17 protein-coding genes and 1 tRNA gene are annotated in these 18,782 nt (G+C 45.4%); 4 read left to right on the plus strand and 14 right to left on the minus strand.

What is annotated here, in order from left to right; translation table 11 throughout:
* Positions 1-86: 86 nt before the first annotated feature.
* Both T359_RS20235 and T359_RS0112025 read right to left on the minus strand, forming a co-directional pair.
* The gene (locus tag T359_RS20235) at positions 87-605 is read right to left on the minus strand and encodes a hypothetical protein (protein WP_051545337.1); all 519 of its coding nucleotides are present in this window, start codon (positions 603-605) and stop codon (positions 87-89) included.
* Between the two features lie 114 nt (positions 606-719).
* Positions 720-1,592 carry a sensor domain-containing diguanylate cyclase gene (locus tag T359_RS0112025; protein WP_026517698.1) on the minus strand — a complete coding sequence of 291 codons (873 nt, stop codon included), beginning with the start codon at positions 1,590-1,592 and terminating at the stop codon, positions 720-722.
* 162 nt (positions 1,593-1,754) lie between these two features.
* On the opposite strand from T359_RS0112025, the gene T359_RS0112030 reads away from it, so the two are divergent.
* Positions 1,755-2,879: an aldo/keto reductase gene (locus T359_RS0112030; RefSeq protein ID WP_081795564.1), complete on the plus strand. Its 1,125-nt coding sequence runs from the start codon at positions 1,755-1,757 to the stop codon at positions 2,877-2,879.
* 83 nt (positions 2,880-2,962) lie between these two features.
* Here the strand turns inward: T359_RS0112030 and T359_RS0112035 are convergent, their stop codons facing one another.
* The 7 genes from T359_RS0112035 to T359_RS0112065 all read right to left on the minus strand — a co-directional run bounded on the left by T359_RS0112035 (position 2,963) and on the right by T359_RS0112065 (position 13,296).
* Positions 2,963-4,609: an ABC transporter ATP-binding protein gene (locus T359_RS0112035; RefSeq protein ID WP_026517700.1), complete on the minus strand. Its 1,647-nt coding sequence runs from the start codon at positions 4,607-4,609 to the stop codon at positions 2,963-2,965.
* A gap of 2 nt (positions 4,610-4,611) precedes the next feature.
* Entirely contained in the window at positions 4,612-6,438 is a 1,827-nt protein-coding gene (locus T359_RS0112040) for an ABC transporter permease (protein WP_026517701.1), read from the minus strand.
* A gap of 70 nt (positions 6,439-6,508) precedes the next feature.
* Positions 6,509-7,939, minus strand: a complete 1,431-nt coding sequence (locus tag T359_RS0112045; protein WP_026517702.1) for a hypothetical protein — start codon at positions 7,937-7,939, stop codon at positions 6,509-6,511.
* A 260-nt stretch (positions 7,940-8,199) separates the two neighbouring features.
* A complete protein-coding gene (locus tag T359_RS0112050) occupies positions 8,200-8,964 on the minus strand; it encodes a response regulator transcription factor (protein WP_026517703.1) in 765 nt (254 codons plus the stop codon).
* Positions 8,961-10,664 carry a sensor histidine kinase gene (locus tag T359_RS0112055; protein ID WP_026517704.1) on the minus strand — a complete coding sequence of 568 codons (1,704 nt, stop codon included), beginning with the start codon at positions 10,662-10,664 and terminating at the stop codon, positions 8,961-8,963. The genes T359_RS0112050 and T359_RS0112055 overlap by 4 nt, the downstream gene beginning before the upstream one ends.
* Positions 10,665-10,667: 3 nt before the next feature.
* Positions 10,668-11,687 (minus strand): extracellular solute-binding protein, encoded by a 1,020-nt coding sequence (locus T359_RS0112060; protein ID WP_242839090.1) that lies wholly within the window; start codon positions 11,685-11,687, stop codon positions 10,668-10,670.
* Positions 11,688-11,733: 46 nt separating this feature from the next.
* Positions 11,734-13,296, minus strand: a complete 1,563-nt coding sequence (locus T359_RS0112065) for a GGDEF domain-containing protein (RefSeq protein WP_026517706.1) — start codon at positions 13,294-13,296, stop codon at positions 11,734-11,736.
* 133 nt (positions 13,297-13,429) lie between these two features.
* Here T359_RS0112065 and T359_RS0112070 point away from each other — a divergent pair.
* Positions 13,430-13,503: transfer RNA gene (locus T359_RS0112070), tRNA-Arg, on the plus strand.
* Positions 13,504-14,003: 500 nt separating this feature from the next.
* On the opposite strand, the gene T359_RS22525 is transcribed toward T359_RS0112070, so the two are convergent.
* On the minus strand, positions 14,004-14,234 hold the full coding sequence (locus T359_RS22525; RefSeq protein WP_155840115.1) for a hypothetical protein: 231 nt from the start codon (positions 14,232-14,234) through the stop codon (positions 14,004-14,006).
* Positions 14,235-14,516: 282 nt separating this feature from the next.
* Between T359_RS22525 and T359_RS0112080 the strand changes: the two genes are divergently transcribed.
* The gene (locus T359_RS0112080) at positions 14,517-16,301 is read left to right on the plus strand and encodes a hypothetical protein (protein WP_026517708.1); all 1,785 of its coding nucleotides are present in this window, start codon (positions 14,517-14,519) and stop codon (positions 16,299-16,301) included.
* Between the two features lie 80 nt (positions 16,302-16,381).
* Here the strand turns inward: T359_RS0112080 and T359_RS21675 are convergent, their stop codons facing one another.
* From T359_RS21675 to T359_RS0112100, 4 genes are all read right to left on the minus strand, one after another.
* Positions 16,382-16,711, minus strand: a complete 330-nt coding sequence (locus T359_RS21675; protein WP_026517709.1) for a hypothetical protein — start codon at positions 16,709-16,711, stop codon at positions 16,382-16,384.
* A complete protein-coding gene (locus tag T359_RS21680) occupies positions 16,696-16,887 on the minus strand; it encodes a hypothetical protein (protein ID WP_026517710.1) in 192 nt (63 codons plus the stop codon). Before T359_RS21680 ends, T359_RS21675 begins: the two co-directional genes overlap by 16 nt.
* A gap of 16 nt (positions 16,888-16,903) precedes the next feature.
* The gene (locus T359_RS0112095; RefSeq protein WP_026517711.1) at positions 16,904-17,377 is read right to left on the minus strand and encodes a ParB/RepB/Spo0J family partition protein; all 474 of its coding nucleotides are present in this window, start codon (positions 17,375-17,377) and stop codon (positions 16,904-16,906) included.
* Between the two features lie 65 nt (positions 17,378-17,442).
* A complete protein-coding gene (locus T359_RS0112100; RefSeq protein WP_026517712.1) occupies positions 17,443-18,141 on the minus strand; it encodes a hypothetical protein in 699 nt (232 codons plus the stop codon).
* A 246-nt stretch (positions 18,142-18,387) separates the two neighbouring features.
* Here T359_RS0112100 and T359_RS0112105 point away from each other — a divergent pair, with 246 nt between their 5' ends.
* Entirely contained in the window at positions 18,388-18,669 is a 282-nt protein-coding gene (locus tag T359_RS0112105) for a hypothetical protein (RefSeq protein WP_026517713.1), read from the plus strand.
* The last annotated feature ends 113 nt before the right edge of the window (positions 18,670-18,782 follow it).

Here is an 18,782-nt window from a genome sequence, read left to right on the forward strand (position 1 = left end):
AACATAATATAATACAAGACTAACTATTAAACAAAAAAGCCTGCCCCGTTACAAAACAACGGGAGACAGGCTTATATTTATAGCAATTAAGCTGCTCTTCCGGACTTGTCTAACACTTCATTGATGTGCTTTCTCTCAGCGAGCTTGCGTCTGATATAAGGCACTGCTCCGAGAGCTGTGAATAAATAAAGAAGTGCAAGTTCTCCGAAGAACTCACCCATAGCATCAGCATAGCTGAGTAATGGGAACAGTTTAAAGAATACATCAAAGAATCCTACATCACCAATGCCGCTGCAGATAGCAATTGTGCAATCAACCATTGCTGCAACAAATACCATTGCGATCATGATGACTGTGCAGATAACGATGCCCTTGGTTGTAAGCTTTTTGCCAAGCTTCTCATAGCCAAAGAAAGTTGCAAGAGCCATAACCACGCCACCGATAGCTGCTACATAGCCCAGCTGTCCGATGAGGACGATGGCTGCAACGCCAACCAGTGAGCCAAGGATCGCACCTACGATTCCTAATCCGGTGTTCTCCTGAACTGCCTCTGCCTCAAGAATCTTCTCTGTTTCTGTCTGCTGTAAATTCTCTTCGTTTGCCATTTAGTAATTCTCCTTCCAACACAATACTTTTTTCAAAAAAATGGCGATAAGCCAAGAATAATCCTAGCATATCGCCACCTTCACTTCAACAAATCCGCGAATTGTTCACAAATTCTACTTATTTTCTTTCCTGTGTTCAGCCTTCATGTCGTACATACGCCTGTCAGCCATTTCGATCATATCGGAGAGATAACCGGTCTCGGAAAAGCAGGAATGACCGATGCTGGCCTTCACCTGAATACTTATTCCGTCTATGTTTCTGGGTATCACCACGGCCTTCATAAGCTTTTTTTCCAAAGTATCTATATCCTCCATATCCTTGTACTGATGGAGGATTACAAATTCATCGCCACCGTAACGGAACAGCACGCTGTTATCCGATGCAGCCTGGGTAAGGGCTTTGCTGACGGAGCGAAGAATGAGATTGCCGTATTCGTGGCCATGCCTGTCATTTATATTTTTGAAGTTGTCAAAATCCAGCATATACAGCACAAAATCAGTGCCTTCCTTGTAATACTGCTGCTCATACTGAGATGCGATCTCTGTGTAGGCCCTGCGGTTCAAAAGTCCTGTGAGTTCATCGGTCTGGGACAGCACAGCCAGGCGGTCCCTCTCTGCCATAGTCTCGGTGACATCCACAAAATATCCCATGAGACCCACGGTCTTGCCGTCCATGATAAGGGGATGCTTGGTTGCCTGGATCTGTCGGACCTTTCCCTTGACGATACACTGTCCGGGAACTTTGTAGGAGACCTCGTTGTTATGGATCACTCTGAGTTCCTCTGCCCTGAAGGGAGCCGGGTCTATATGCCAGCCCATATCTTCGTCTGTTTTTCCAATCAGATTCTCCACTGACTCCAGGCCATAGTAATCCAAAAACATCTGGTTCGCACCAAGAAAACGCCGTTCTGTATCTTTCCAGAAAATCCCGGCGGGGCTTAGTCTAAGCAGGTTTTCTAATACTACTGAAATAGGAATATTGTCCATGATAACATCCTTGTAAATCCGACAAAAAAGAATCAAAATTATGAAAAGGTGTCAATTTATATTATACCAAGATATATATAATAAATATATTAAAATTCGATAATCTTTTATGATACAATATAAGAACCAGTTGAATAGATATTCATGTTCGGAGGGCAAGCGATGGACAGATCATTTCCAGAAATTAAAACATTCTTTGGCTTTGGATGTATGAGACTTCCTATGATCGGCTCGGAGGTAGATATCGAGCAGTTCAAGGAGATGACCGACTATTTCATTAACAACGGATTTAACTATTTTGACACAGCTCACGGCTATATTGACGGCAAGTCGGAGAAGGCTATCAAGGTGGCGCTGACAGACAGATATCCCAGAGATAAGTATCTTCTGACAGACAAGCTCACGGAGCCCTATTTCCACAGCCAGGAGGAGATCCGCCCCTTCTTCCAGAGTCAGCTGGAGGCCTGCGGTGTGGAGTACTTCGATTTTTATCTGATGCACGCACAGAATGCTGTGAACTTTGAGCACTTCAAAAAATGCAAGGCCTATGAGACAGCTTTTGAACTGAAGAAGGAAGGAAAAATAAGACATGTGGGCCTGTCCTTCCACGACAAGGCTGAGGTTCTTGATAACATTCTTACAACTTATCCTGAGATTGAGGTCGTTCAGATCCAGTTCAACTATGTGGATTATGATGATCCTTCTGTTCAGAGTAAAAAGGTTTATGACGTCTGCAGAAAGCACGGCAAGCCCATCATCGTTATGGAGCCTGTTAAGGGCGGAAGCCTTGTGAAACTCCCTGATGCAGCAGCAAAAGTATACGAGGAGCTTGGGGACGGTCTTTCCAATGCCAGCTATGCTATCCGCTTTGCGGCACACCAGGAGGGCATCAGAATTGTTCTTTCGGGAATGAGCGACATGGCTCAGATGAAGGACAATGTTTCCTTCATGAAGGATTTCAAGCCTCTGTCTGAAGCAGAGCTTGGAGCTATTGCGAAGGTTACAGCTATCTACAAGGGTCTTGATATGATCCCATGTACAGCCTGCCACTACTGCGTGGAGGAGAATCACTGTCCTATGGACATCAAGATTCCTGAGCTGTTTGCATGTCTGAATACCAAGAAGGTATTCAACGACTGGAACCAGAACATGTACTACGGCAATTTAACAGCCACCAGTGGCAAGGCCAGCGCCTGCATCGAATGCGGCGGCTGCGAAGCTGTCTGCCCGCAGCACCTGGAGATTCGCGCACTGCTTAAGGATGTAGCAGCCGAGTTTGAGAAGTAATTTACAGGGCAACCCGAAAGACTTTGACAAATGAAATAGGAGGGAATCTGGAACAATTCCGGATTCCCTCCCTTTTTTAATTATTATAGTTCAAGACTGCCGGCACATATGAGCCTGCCTGACTTTCGATCAAATAAGAGTATGTCATTTCCTGATATATTTATCTTCTCTTCCTGGCCGATTTTGAAAAGAGAATTTCCAAAGATAACTCCTGTAAGGAGGAACTCGCCAACTCTGAGCTTCAATGTGGATTCCATACCTGTGGGCATCGCGCCGTAAATGGTGGCATCGATCCTGCCGTTTTCATCAAGGTCAATGGCCTCAGGGCGGATACCGATAACAAAGTCCTCATCGGTGATCACAGGCTCGTCTGCGATACTGTCGTCCTGCTCTTCCACTCTCTGAACGTGGTATTTGAATACCTCGTCTTTGTTACTCTTTTCCACAGCACCCTTCTTGGAAAGACGCTCTTTTTCAGCTTTGGCCTTTTCCTCGATGCTCTGATCTCTCACATGCCTCCAGGCATTCATATCCAGGGCATACTCAGGAATAAATCTTACCTTTTTATCCCCTAAGATTGTCAGGGTCAGGTTTCCGTCCGGATCCTGCATTCCCTTGGCATCCACAAAGTTCATGGAAGGATTGCCAACGAAATCCGCAACAAAGAGGTTTGAAGGGCGGTTGTAAACTGTCAGAGGCGGCGCATACTGCTGAAGCACACCGTTGCTGACAAGGCAGATCTTGGTGGCCAGAGTCATGGCTTCCATCTGATCGTGGGTTACATATACGAAGGTGGAACCGGTCTCCACATGAAGTCTCTGGAGCTCGTATCTCATCTCAAGACGAAGCTTGGCATCCAGGTTTGAAAGGGGCTCATCCATGAAAAGAACCTGTGGCTCCGGAGCCAGTGTTCTTGCGATTGCAACTCTCTGCTGCTGTCCGCCGGAGAGCTCTGCGGGATATCTGTCCATGAACATTCCGATCTTAACGATACGGGAGCAGGCCCTTACCCTTGAGTCGATCTCCTCCTTGGTGAGCTTTCTGTTTTCCAGAATAGCCATTCCGTCTTTTGTTACTTCATATTTGTCGTTTAAGCCTTTTCCCTCAGCTTCGTATTTCTTCTTTATCTCAGAGAGCTTATTCTCATACTCGGAGAGCTTGGTCTTGGCTGCGGCCTGAGGATCTGATGATGTGTGGATTCCAAGGCCAAAGAGCTCTTTTGCTGTAAAGATAGAAAGGCTGTAGTTGTCGATGAGCTTAACATAAGCCTTGTTCTCATCCAGCTTGCCGTTCTTGTCGCGGCACTCCTCGATGACCTCTTTTACCTTGTGACCGTTCTGAAGGGCTCTTACCATGTCACCGGCCCTCTTGGCAGCCACGTCCAGAACAGGCATCTCCTCGTGGATGTTCTTTAAACCAAAAGAGATGTTCTCATAAACTGTCATGTTGGGCCACAGGGCGTAGTTCTGGAAAAGGAAGCCCACCCTACGCTTGTTGGTAGGCACGTTGATACCTGCGTTTGAATCAAAAACAACCTTGTCGCCGATGGTGATGCGGCCCTCGGTGGGGGTCTCAAGACCTGCGATCATTCGAAGAATGGTGGTCTTTCCGCAGCCTGACGGTCCAAGAAGTGTGATAAAAGAATTGTCGGGAATATTGAGGCTCACATTATCAACGCCAAAAAATTTTCCCCAACGCTTTGTGATATTTTCCAAAATGATTTCCGGCATTATTATTTTCCTCCGATTCCACTGTCAAGGCTTGCGCCAGTCAGCTTGTTTACCAGTGTGTTAAATACTAAGATCGTAACGATGAGGATCAGGTTGATGGCACTTGAGAATGCATACAATCCCATCTCATCGAAGTAGTCCAGGGTCGTTGAAAGGATGAAGCCCTGGGTGCAGAGAAGCAGGAACAGTGAAAGTTCACGAAGGCAGGTCATGAACGGAAGCAGATATCCGCTGATGATGGATGACTTCTGAATGGGAATGATGATCCTGGTCATTCTCTTTATCCATGAGGTATTCATGATCACTGCTGCTTCCTCCAGCTCGTTACTGATCTGGAGCATGGAATTTAAGGAGCTCCTGGAAGCAAAAGGTATGTATTTTACAACACCTGCAATGATCAGAAGTGTGTATGTGTTAAACAGATTGATATGCTCGTTGGAGAACAGGATAAAGAACGCTGCTCCCACGGCGATGGAAGGCATAAGGTAAGGCAGGAATGCCACGTTGTTTACGTAGTTTGCCCACTTGTTCCTTCTCTTTTTTGCCACGGCGTAGCCGATGAGAGTTCCGATGGTACCTGCTATCAGGGCACACACAACTGCCAGGAAAAGAGTTCCGAAGAAGGCGTGCCAAATGGTCTTGTTGTAGAGGATACCGGGCTGGCCGTACATTCCGTTTTCTGTGATATTTTCGTTGGTTACCCACCACTTGCTGGTCAGGTGTGCCAGGTTGCCGGAGTACAGGAAGCTGTAGTCACCGGGGTTAGGCAGAAAGGTCTCCAGTGCGAAAAGAAGGATGGGCCAGATGCTGGTAAAGAAAGTGATCACGATGAAAATGATTCCAACGATCCATTTTCCTGCTTTTCCGAGGGAGAGCTTGGTGAGCTGACCGGATTTACCCGTTACTGTGGTGTAGTTCTTGCGGCTCTTAAGTGAGAGCTGGTTCATTCCCAGGATAAGGACGCCGAAGATCATCATGATGATGGCCAGGATACTGGCTTCGCCGGTGTACTTACTGTTCATGGAAATGTACTTGGTTGAAAGTGTTGTAAGATTCAGGTAATGAGGTACGGGGTAGCTTCCCATGGCGCTTCCGAACACCAGAAGAATGGTGGAAAGGATAGCGGGCTTGATCATAGGGAGCGTAACCTTAAACATGATCTTCCACTTGGGAGTATCCAGGATTGTTGCGGCTTCCTCCAGGTTGGCATCCATGTTTTTGAAGATGCCTCCTATAAGGATATAGGCAAAAGGCGCATAGTGAAGGCCAAGAACCATGGCACTGGGGAACACGCCCTGACACCACCAATGGGGGAAGTACACATGGAAAATGGCGGCCAGAAGACCGTCCGATGTACCGGTTATCTTATTTGAATAAAACATGTGCTGCCATACAACAGCCAGAGTCCACTGGGGCATGATGTATGGGAAAATAAAGATTGAGCTTAAGTACTTCTTGAACTTCATATCGGTTCTTGTTACAAGGAAAGCGAAAAGGCCTCCGAAAAGAATTGATATGAAGCAGGTAAGCACTGAAAGGATCACTGTGTTTAACAGCGGATTCCACAGATTGGTCTTTGCCAGCTTACTGGTAAAAAGGTCTGTGTAGTTGACGATGGTGTATCCGGTGGCCCTCTTGGTCAGGTGCTGATCAATGGTTCCCGGATGGATCGCGAAGGTATCTTTTACTATTGCGACGATAGGTGCGACGGTACTGAAGGTTAACACAATTCCAAACAGAAGCAATATTATATTCTGGGGTTGTGAAAACCATGTCTTAACCTTATTCCTGAAAATCGCTCCTTTGTCCGGTTTTGCGACTTGCTGCATGCTCTTCCCCTTTTCTCATTATATGGGGCCTGTCCGAGGACAGACCCCACCGTTAGTTATCTGATATTAATTATTCCCCGGGTGAATAGTGGTCGAGAACGTCGATCCAGCTGCCTACTGTGAAGGATACTTCTGAGCAGTATACAGGATCCTCGAGAACCAGCTCGCCCTCTGTTGTCCACCAGTCATAGCCGCGGTCGTTCTTTGCAGGGAACTCATCTCCGCCGCCCTGTGAATGCTGGAAGGTAGCCTCGATCTCAGCTGCTACGTTAGGGTTAGCTGAATATCCGCCCATGTCCTTACCCCAGGCCTCAAAGCCCTTCTCTGTGCAGGTCATGTAAGCGATGAATGCGCATGCTGTCCAAGGAAGAGGACTGTTCTTTGTAAGGAACAGATAGTGACAATAGCCATAGCCGCCGATTCCTGTGTAGCCATCCTGGTAAGCTGCTACATTGATGTTGTTAACTGATACGGAAGCTGATTCCTCAACGGAACGAAGCTTTGAATAAACAAGAAGTCCTGCCTGATCTGTAGCGGAAGCATCAACAAGGGTGTTGCAGATAGGGCCGTCGTCGGTCTGCTCGTTGTAGTTGTTAACCCAGAGCTTGATCCATGCAAGAGCATAAGCGCCGTTTGCGCCAAGGCCAAGGTCGCCTGCATCTGCCTGCATAGCCTGGATAGTGGGCTCGAAGTATGCCTTCTTGGTGTCATCAAGAGCGTCATAAGCTTCCTTAAGCCATGTAGCGTACTTGTCTTCTGTGAGCATCATCAGGAAGTTCTTTCCTACGATCTCAGAGTCAACGCCCATGAAAAGAGGATGTGCGCCGTCATAAACGAAATCCCAGCAGTTGTTATAGGTTGCTGAACCTGTGTTGTTGTACATGAATACTTTGTTAAGAGTCTGAAGAGGAAGGAAGCCTGTGTAAGCATCGGCTGTGGTGCCGTTGGCTTCTGCCCACTCCTTAGGGATAAAGGTCTTTAAGATAGCTGTATCAACCATCTTGGACTGGATCTGGTTACCGTCCTGGATAAGAGTCATGGCAAAAGTGCCTTCGCTCTTAAGGGAATCTGATGTGAGCTGCTCGAAGATCTTGTTGTTCTTGGGCTGCTGCCACTCGAATTCCATGCTGTAATTAGGATCGATGGTCTGCAGATACTCGATGAAAAGAGGAAGTGCGGACTTACCACGGCTACTGTTACCTACACCGTAGAAGGTCTTTCCGTTGGACTCCTCGATGGCCTTGTTAGCCAGCTCTTCCATGGTCATGCCCTCTGCCTCTGCGATGATGGCATCGATACCTGTGAGCTCTGCTGCAGGCTCAGCTGCGGGAGTCTCTGCTGCTGCTGTATTGTCAGTTGTCTGTGTCTGTGCTGTTGCTGTCTGCTGTGTATCAGTTGCCGGAGCAGATGTTGATCCTCCGTTTCCTGAGCTTCCACAACCTGCAAGTGATGTAACTACCATTGCAAACGTCAGAATTGTAGCTAAAACTTTCTTCTTCAATGATTTACCCTCCTTTTGAATAAAAAAAGTAACTATACAGAGCCAAACTCGGAAGTGCAAGCACTTCCTCATTGTCGGATATCCGCCAAATAGAAATATTATGAAATACTTCTATTCGAACAAGTTCGATAGCAGCATTTCATATATTTCTGCTTGGCTCTGTATAGTTACAGTTTATTCATAGTCTGTTCACATTTGCAGATGACTACTCTGATATTTTTTGTAGAAATCTGACTTCTTTATTCAATTATTAAAAAAGATCATTCAAGCCCTTTGCTCTGATAGTCCGAAGGGCTCTTTCCCACCAGCTTTTTGAAGGTATTGGAAAAATAAGCGATGTCCTGATAGCCCACTCTTTCTGCCACTTCGTAGACTTTGACGTTTATGTCCTTCAGGTAGTCCATGGCCTTTTTTATCCTGTACTTGGTCAGGTAGTTGCCGATACTGGTGTCGGTCTCGGATTTAAAAAGCCTGCTGATATGACCTTCGGAGACGCTCATGGATTCCGCCAGCTTACCCACGGAAAAATCTGTGTCCGCAAAGTGCTTCTCGATATACTCAATGGCGGTCTGAACGTAGCGGTTCTGGATCTCATTCTTTTTCTTAAGAGGGATCAGCTCTTCCTCCAGATCCTTTGCAGAGGCGGAGTTCTCCGGATGAAGGTGAAGAAGTCTCTGTATGGCAGCCTCCAGTTCGCCGTCCTGGAAGGGTTTCAGGAGATAATCGGATACCCCAAGACGCACTGCCTGTCTGGCGTATTCGAACTCACTGTAGGCGGTGAGAAAAATGACTTTGGTGTCAGGAAATCTCTCCAGGAGCTTCTCGGTAAATTCTATGCCGTCCATCTGTGGCATTCTGATGTCGGAGATCACAAGGTCAGGCTGCACCTGCCCTGCCACCTCAAGGGCTTCTTTGCCGTTGGAGGCTTCACCCACCACTTCGCAGCCGATAAGGGCCCAGTCGGTGTCTCCTTTTATGCCCATGCGGACGTATTTTTCATCATCAACGATCATTACTTTTGTCATTGGGGTTCCTCTTCTGAATAAGGCAGAGTTACTATCATTACCGTTCCGCCCTGGGTGGGCCTGAAGGCCATGACACCATACTCTTTTCCGTAGTAGAGTCTGATAATTGTATTCACATTGTTAAGTCCAAGATGGCCCTTCAAAGTCTCCACATCATCATTGTTAAGGGCCTGCATCATCTCATCGCTGATGCCCTTTCCGTCGTCCTGGACGGAGATCTTGAGAAGGTCCTTCCCATCTCTCCTGTCTCTTATGGCAGCCACGTAGATATGGCCGTTGATGGATTCGTCCATGCCGTGGATAATGGCATTTTCTACGATGGGCTGCAGGATCAGCTTGGGGATAACAGCGCTCTGGAGCTCCTTTGGCACATCTATGGTTATCTGGAACTTGTCATCAAATCTGATCTTTTGTATCTCGCAGTAGTTCTGCACCAGCTCCAGCTCCTTTGACAAAGGACAAAACTGGCTCTCGGAGATACTGGTACGAAGGATTCCCGCCAGGGATGCGGACATGGTGGCCACCTCCGGCACCTGATTGGCCTTGGCAACCCACTTGATGGTATCTAAGGTGTTGTACAAAAAGTGAGGATTGAGCTGGGCCTGCATCATCTGTATCCTGGTCTCGTTGACCTGCCTTTCGGCCTGAACCTGCTCTTCCATGGTCTCCTTCAGCTGTGTGGTCATCTTGTTAAAGCCCGTGGCCAGCTGCTCAAACTCATCCTCTCTGGAGAGCTCTATCTTGGTGTCGAAATCTCCTTTTCTGAAGCGCTTCATGGCAAGGGCCAGAGTTCCGATGGGCTTTGAGAGATACCCGCTGAGCCTTGAAGCCACCAGAAGGCACACGATAACGCTGATGACAACCTGTATGAGGATGATCTGGTAGCCCGCCTTGATGGCACTTTCCTCCAGTGCCGGGGGCGTTGTATATATTGTCAGAAGGCCGTAGTCCTCCAGCTCTTCTATGTAGATGTTCCCTTTAAGGCCTGTGTTGTAGAGGATTCCCCCCATGAGGTTTCCTCTGATCTGGCTTAAGGTCTTGCCGTCCTGTGCTGCTCCTATCAGGCAAAAGGGTCTGAAGAATCTGTTGGTGAGCATAAAGCCGTCCTTGGCATTTAACTGGCTTCCCAACTCGCTTTCTATGGCCTCCTGTCCTATTCTTATCACTGCAAAACCGGGCTTGTTTCCATCCACGATTTTTCTTGCCAGAATCAGGGGAGCTCCGCTCTCGGAGGCATTTCCCGGGTCAAGGCCGTAGGCGGTCTTTCCGTTTTTCGTATCTGCATCCTTGAGAACTGAGTACTCCAGGGGAAGGGGGTCTGACTTGTAACCGCTTCTGGTGCTGTACATGCAGTTCTCCCCCATGTACATGTCTATGGTGGAAAAGCCTCTTATATCCTTGGTCTTGTCATAAAGGGAGGCGTAAATCTCAATGGTATTCTTTCTTCCGGGAGTCAGGGAATCCACCAGGACTTCATCGGCTTCGATGCCGTCCAGGGCCGCCTCCGAGAGGCTGATCATACTCAGGATCTTTTCCCCGATGATCTTCTCCTGCTCTCTGTCTCTTTTTTCATAGTCCTGTTTTACCCTGGCCTGGAAGCCCTGCAGGGTCAGAATTCCGCCGAAGATGACCAGCAAAAGCGTGACGGAAAGGAACACCACGAAGATCTGTCTTTTAAAGGACTGTCTTATAAATCTCATGGCTCAGCCCCCTTCCCTGCCTGTGAGCTGATCCCACAGACTGAAAACTTCTGGCTCTTCCCGGGCTGATCTTTCTATGTCGAACTCGATCTGTTTTATCCTGCCGTAGCTCTTTTGCAGCTGAATATCCCCTCGTACCGGTCTTCGGTAAAACTTCTCCATGGCGTAGTTCTGGGTATCGGCGCTCACCACAAAGTCGATGAAGAGTCCGGCATTATAGCTGTGGGGCGCATTTTTTACCATGGCGCAGCCGTCGGGTACAGCGCTGGTGCCGTCCTGGGGGTAGATCATGGATATGTCATAGCCGGCGTTCATGTACTTCTTGGCGGTCTCCTCCAGGGTTATGCCCACAAGAAAAGAACCGTCTGAAACCTTGGGAATTACCTGGCCTGAGGAGCCCAGCACTCTGCCCTCCAGCTGCTCATAGAACCTGGGCAGAAGGCTGTCTGCGGGCTCGTCAAAGAGCTGCTCCATGGTGGAGACGATGGTGTAGCTGGTGCCTGAATTCCACAGGTCCGCAAAGGCTATTTTTCCCTTCCATTTGGAATTAAAAAGATCGGACCAGGTCCTGGGGGCGTCCTTGGTGTCCACCAGCTTGGAATTATAGATAAATACAATGGGAAGTTCGGTAAAAGGAGTATAATAGTTTCCCTCTGAGACGTAGTTGGAATCAAGCTTTTCCCTGTCCAGGGCTCTGTAGGGCAAAAAGAGGTCCTTGGAGGCCTCATAGCTTTCGATTCCCCCGCCGAACATGATGTCGCACTGGCCTTTTTCCGAAGCAAGTCTTGCCTGCTCCAGCATTTCTGCGGTGCCCCCGGCGTGGATCTCAACCCAGATGCCGGTTCTGTTTTCAAATTCACGGATTATGGGAAGATAGACCTCTTCCTTGTGAGAAGTGTAGACGATAAGCTGATTCTCTGAGGGCACGGTGTACTTCTCAGAGATGTACTCCACTGCCTTTTGTCTTTCGGAATTTGCGCATGACGAAAGCAGAAGCATTACTGCTCCTGCCATTAGTGTCATTAGTATTCTTTTTATCCCGCCAAAACTTTTTCCCATTCTTTACAGATTATACTTTCCCCTCTGTTTTCATCTGTACTTTTTTCTCATACATTGCAGCATCTGCCCTGCGGAATACATCCTCAACGCAATGGTCCTTCTCCGGGTCAAAAACGGCATATCCCACAGCCGCAGTGATCTTTTCCCAGGGTGCTAAGTTCTCTCCGGAGACGAGCTTCATCATGTTTTCATCAAACTGCTTAATGAGCGCCTCTACGTCGTCATAATCACTGTTTCTGAGGATTATGGCGAATTCATCCCCGCCTATTCTGAAGATAGGGGAATGTCTGAACACTTTGCATATCATATCACAAAGTTTTTTGATTGCAATATTTCCCTTGTCGTGGCCATATTCGTCGTTGGCCTTCTTAAGGAAATTGATGTCCATTATGCAGATTCCGAATCTCTTTTCGCCGTACTCAAGCTCCTGGTCCAGACGCTTAACTTCATTGTCATAGGAGACCTTGTTTCTGACTCCGGTGAGGGCGTCTTTGTTGGCAAGGGCCTTCAGCTCGTCCGCATGCTTCTTGGTGGCGGTAAGCTCCCTGGTGGTCTTCACGAGATTGTTTACAAATTTATCCAGCTCCCTTATCATGACAGAGATTTCTCTTGCCAGGGCGCCTATCTCGTCCCTCGTTTTGGCTATATCATCCAGCTTATCTGCAATTCCGGGATTTTTCTCAATGGTGTATTCCTTGACGCATTCAACCACAAAGCCCAGCCTTCTGATAAACTTCCGGTTCAGGAACCAAAGCAGTAACAGAACGCAGAGTACCAGCATAATAGCGGCCCCTAAAATCTGTATGTATGTCAGTCTGAGGATCTCCTTGTTCAGCTGGACCGCATCCATCTCAACTGTGATGACGCCGATGGTCTCACCGTCAATTATAAGAGGGGCATAATACTCATAGGTCTTGCCAAACTCATTGTCCGCGATATCATAGCCGGAAGGTACCTGTCCGGTTTCCCATGCCTGCCACATGTTCTTGAATTCATCCCTGGGATGCTCGGCAACAACTCCTAGAGCTATGCAGCTTTCGCCGTCAATTTGGACTTCCTCCCTCATGAAATCGATGATATATATCATGTATTCATCTTCGTGAGGAAATGGAGTAACGTAATAGCAGTATCTGGCGCCAAAGGTATCTCTGGCCTTCTCAAATACGTTGAGCCAGTACTCATGGGTATACACGGCAAAAGCGATCTTGGCTCTGTCGGAGAGTTCCTCAAAAGGAATGTCGTCATCCACGGACATTCCGGGATACTCCTCAGCCAAAATGCTGTAATACTCTGCCATGGCAGGTAAATAGTCCCCATCGAAATTATAGGGAACCTTAATCTTGTCGTTATACCGAAGAATGCAGTTCTGATATTCAATGAAGTCCTGTTTATCAGCCTTGATGAGCTCCTGGAGATAATTGGCCAGGTTGTGGGCATTCTGCTCCACCTGTGCCTGGTAGGTGCTCATCTGCATAAAGTAAGTCGAAAGGCCGCAGGCTGTCAGAACCATCAAGATAAATGCAATAAATATAGCAACAAATCTAAAAAGCAAACTGTTTGAGTTTTTGCTCATATCCTCTTCTCTCACAAACGCAATAAGGTTTATTGTTAATCTATATTTTACTATATAAAATATGAATTCTCTATTATTTCTTGATAAACTCTTTGGTATGTGCTAGTATAGATAAGTCTTGGTTATCAAGCATGTTTCCGTAGCTCAGCAGGATAGAGCGTTCGCCTCCTAAGCGAAAGGTCGTGCGTTCGAATCGCATCGGGAACAGTCCGGAGCCTCTTTACCGAGGCTCTTTTTTTGTGCTGTTGGGAGTCCGCATCCATCCGAATGGGGATATTGGCGTAAGAGGGGGATGTGCTGAATCTTATGAGGGAGGAAGCCGCCCTCCGGCGAAATGAAAATTTGCTCGCTTCGCCGGCTCAGTGATTTAGGGCGCTTCATCCAGCCAGTCAGTCTCATTTCACGTAGTTCAGAACACTCGCCTGCCTGACTGTCTGAAGCGCTCCTAAATCATCATCGTCGTACGAATGACTCGCGAATTTCCATTCCGCCGAAGGGTGTCTGCCTCCCCCACAAGATTCTGTTACTTCTCCCCTTTTCACAATGTTATCCCATTTCGGATGGATGCTCGTCTCGCAAGAAAAAAAGAGCCTCTCCCTCTCCGGTGCGACTTAAGTGAGTGGCGGAATGTATGGACCTGGGGGACGGGGTTTGTGGTCCATTTATACCAAAAAGAGATTGACCCCAATCTCTTCAGGAACTACTGACTATGCATGAAAGCGATGAAGCCTTCCCTTGATTATCAGAAGAATAAGAGAGATTATGCAGGCATAAAGTGAAGTAAGCACCATTACAGCAAGGTTTGCTCCGATGGTCGCAGGGTCAGACAGATGTTGCATGAAGACAACGAAACCAATCAGTACAACACAGATACCGGCAAGAAGCGTGGTCTTTATACCAAAGCTTAAGGCATGTTCTGATTTTTCTGATAACTGCATAAGCTCTTCATCGGAATAACTTTTAGAAGAAAAAAGCAGCTTGAAGCTTCTGAAAAAGTCTGCAAAATGGAGTATATTTTTGACGATATACCGATGTATACGAATCGTAGATACAGCGAAATGGACCACAAACCCCGTCCCCCAGGTCCATTAGCGTGTTGACATTTCTAATCGATTTTTCTATAATACAGTCCTGTGGTTCTAAACAATTCTAATGTTTTCTTAAACAGATCGTTTATTTATCCACTTGCTATTAATATTTTTATATTTGTTGGAGGAAAAATGGATTTAGGGGAAAAAATAATATTTAAGGGCTTAGACTATTCTGTGTCAGGCAAAAAAGCATTTGTAAGGAAAATTTTATCTATTCCGGAAACCAGAGAAATATTTTTAAAACATATTATGGAGTCAGCGGTGATAGAACAACTTGATCTGTATAATAAGATTGCCTCTTTCGATTCCAAATTTCACAGTGTTTCTCTCGACGAGGATGATCTTGTGAAAATATTTGATATAGCAGCCGCTGGTAAAACAGAGAAATTTCTTAGCGATTCTAGTCTTTCAGACCGCGACAAAGCTTATTATATCGGGTATCTTACTCCATTGTTAAAGTCGGAGTGCTCTCAATCATTTAAAATTGACTACTATTTAATCTACGGGATTGTAAACCAGGAAAAATGCCATACGAAGCTAAAAGAACTGTGGCTTGAGCATCCGGAGTATTATTCGTTTTACTTAACAAACATGAAAGAAAATACTGTATTTGAAAGCAACTTAAGAGCTCACCTTATTCCATACTCTCGTATGCTTTATGCAATGCTTGAAATAATGCGAATTGAAAAATCAGAGGATATCTATAAAAGCTTCATTGAACTAATTAGTAATGGCTTTCCTCATATAAAAAAGATTCTAAAAAGATCAAATGGTATAAATTCTGATGTTCTACGTGATATTGTCAAAAAAGAGCTAAATACTGCTTCCATTCCTTTCCTGTACAAAATGTGTATCGTACCAATATCGTTAGTCCTGGCCGAGAATATGGATTTACCCCTTATCCTTGATTATGACATGCTAATTATGCTTAATTCATTAGCAGGCTATATTGATGAATTTATATGTGAAGAGCAATCTGATAGTCAAAAAAATCTTTCAATAACTAATGAAAACACCAATACTCACAAAGATTTTTTGGAAAAATTTAAAAGTGAGTATGGAACATTGTCATCAACTACAGAAATATACATGCCAAACTCTTCTTTTGATGTTACAACTGCTCCTCAAAGCGATATGGTTAGGCAGCTTATGCAAAGTTATGGGATAAGTCCAAGAAAACTGGCTCATTATAACCTCACAGATTCGGAGATCAATAACTTATTGGGTTTAATGCCCACATGGAATAAAAGAAACTATTGGTATGCTTTACATATTTCATCACTGTGTAAGTACATCGCAGAACTTGAGAAACGTGTAACCAGTTTTATTGAGACTTTATCTCCTCTTGAAAAATATTCTTATGAAAAGGAAAAAGAATCATTATCTTTAGAAAAGAAATATCTTAACAAAGAAAAACTTTACATCCAAAATTCTCTTCATGATTTTGAAGAAGAAGTCACTTCACTAAATCAGGAAATTACCCGCCTTCGTGAAGAAAATGAATCTATGAAAAAGCAGCATGAAAATGCCGCAAAAGATCTTACTGCGCTACGGAATTATGTATATTTGCTTAGTAAAGATGATTCAAATAGTGCAGGCCCAAAAGAGTCAGATATAGATTACGACAACTGGTTAGGCAGAAAAGTGGTCGTTATAGGAGGCCACGACAACTGGCAAAGCAAAATGAAAACTGAGTTTCCGGAATGGACATACTTAAATTCCGAAAACAAGACCTTTCCTGCTGCTGCAGTAAAAGACAAGGACTATATAATCTGTAACACAGAAGTTCTTTCTCATGCTGCATACTACAAGCTAATGTCAGTGAAAGGAAAAGATCAAAAACTATTATTTGTAAGAAGCAATAATATAGATCTGGTCATGGAAGAATTGTCAATGCAGCTAAATGCTTCATGATGGAAAAACATCTTGGCTATACAAAGAGCTCAGTTTATGGTTGATTTTTAGGCGAAAGGAGCCTGTCTGAGGCTCCTTTTTCATTTAATCAAAAACAACTCTATCATCTTTGCTGTCTCATCGACACTCTTATCCGTATTGTCGATGAACATTGAAAACTTCCCTTTGTTTTTTCTAAACCACCTGTTAAAACCAACATGGGGTTCAATCTTATCGTAAGAAGTAAAGCCTCTCTCCTCAGGTCTTGCCTTAAGGCGCTTAACTATCTCCTCATCAGCGGGACAAAGGACAATAAAGTCTGTGGACTCGACACACTCAGGGATTTCCTGGCTTGCGATGTAGTCCTGAGGATTGATGCAGGAGACAAAAACAAGGTCTTTACCACCTGCCATTTCTACCGCCTTGGCCATAGTATCATCCTTATATATTTGGATTCTCTCTCAGTTCCCTTATAGTCCCACCAGTTAAGGCCCACTTCATCGCTGTCTATACAGGCAAATCTATTCTGGTCGAGAATGTCTGCTAAAGCATCCTTCATTGTTGATTTTCCGGAGCCGCAGCATCCGGTGATAATATACAGTTTCATTTAAGTTCCCTCCAACTTATCTTTTTATAACTGTGCAATTCTTGACATAGTCCCCATATTTGCACATAAAATCTTTTACTTCCTGCTCCTCATTGATCCAGATAATAACCCAGCTTTGCGAGATTCCAAGATCCTGATACACCTGCAACCTGTGGTTGCCATCGTTCAGTTCAAACTCTCCGTCCACGTAATTTACAATGATGGGGGCTACTTCTACTCCCGACTGTATTACCTTGGTAAGTTCAGAAATCTTGTACTCCCACCAGCCCTTATCAACGCAGTACTTCATATTATCTTCCGGACCTGAACACCTTTTGAACAGGCTTATTGGGAACTTTGCAGGACTGAAATAATACTTGTTGCTACTCTTTAACCCCTCCGAAAGAGGAACGTTTTTCCCCTCCGCGTTAAGGTATTGATGAATCCAGTCATCCATTTTTTCCTGTTTGCCATAGTCAATTGCTGACTCAACTGTTGCTCTGTATTCCATTGCTCTGTCCTCCTGACAAGAATTATCATACAGCCCTCAAACGCTGAATAATATAGTGCAATCGGTTATAGCTGTTTTTTGCACAAAATCTCAAATCGCCTTTTTCCTATATTCTGTTTGGCAGTGCGCTGCCACTTATCGCCGGTAATCTTCTGGCTCTTATCCATACATACAGCCAGAATGGTACCATCGCCTGCTATATTGTACAGGCTTTCCATCATGGCGCTTATCTCGCCCTCGCCGCCCCAGTCCACGAGGTTCCCATAGGGAATATCCGTTATGATTATATCCGGCTTTATGTCAGGAAGCGCCTTGGTACAATCAGCAACAAAAGCCTCTGACGCGATCTCTCCGCCCAGCCTTTGCCTTAATGTCTCTACGCTCCCTATTGCATCACGGTGTGAGTCTTTTCCGAATTCCTCATATAGCTTTTGAAGCTCGCTGTGCCTTCTGTCCAGCCCTTCATAAGTAAGAAGTTCCAGGTTCTTTCGGGCACATTCGATCATATCTTCGGAAATATCACTTCCATAGATTTTTTCAATACTGCTTCCGTAAAAAAAGCCAATGATTGCCAGGGAATATGCGCCTCCACAGCAGGGATCATAAACCACCAGATGGTCTTTCTTAGGTGAAACCGCCATCGCCCGTCCAAAAATTTCTGCAATTAATCTGACAGGGAAATTCGGGATTCCTTTGGCGCCGTGTATCACTCTTCCACTGGCGAAATCCTCATAGTTCCCTGCAGGACAATATAAATAATTCATGCTCTTTGTTCCAATACCTATGCTAATTTTCCGTTATTTTCCCCGTAATTATAACAGACCATTGGATTTATACATAGTATGGTGATGGACCTGGGGGACGGGGTTTGTGGTCCATTTGTACAAAAAAGAGATTGGGGTCTGACCCCAATCTCTTCAGGAAATTGATCAGGCAAAAAAGTGATTCTGATTGTGATATAAATTCCTGTATGATATAATTTTGTCAAAATTTGTTGGGAGGAAATAAATATGGACGCAAATCAGGTTGCTTTTGCAATTGGTGCAATTGTTGGCTCATTGGTTGCCGGAGCACTTGTAGGTTTAGTTCCACTTCTTCTTGGACTTAAGAAGAAATTCAATGGTCTTGCAATCGGCGGCTTCATCGCTTGCATTGTTGGATCACTGTTTATGGGATTATTACTTTCAGTGCCGATCTGTGTTGTATTTGCTGTTATCATTTCAGTAAAAGCTAAAAAGGCAGCAGAGCAGACCACACAGCCGGAAAAGTCTTATGACGACACAGTTGCATAAGTCAAACTAAAACAAGCTAGAACAAGGAGTACGATATCATCGTGCTCCTTTTGTTTTGCTAATTTAAAACCGCCGACAAAAGAAAGCATTTAATGTCGGGAATGGGCTGTACA

It is taken from the genome of Butyrivibrio sp. MC2021, from assembly GCF_000621605.1.
Classification (GTDB): domain Bacteria; phylum Bacillota; class Clostridia; order Lachnospirales; family Lachnospiraceae; genus Butyrivibrio.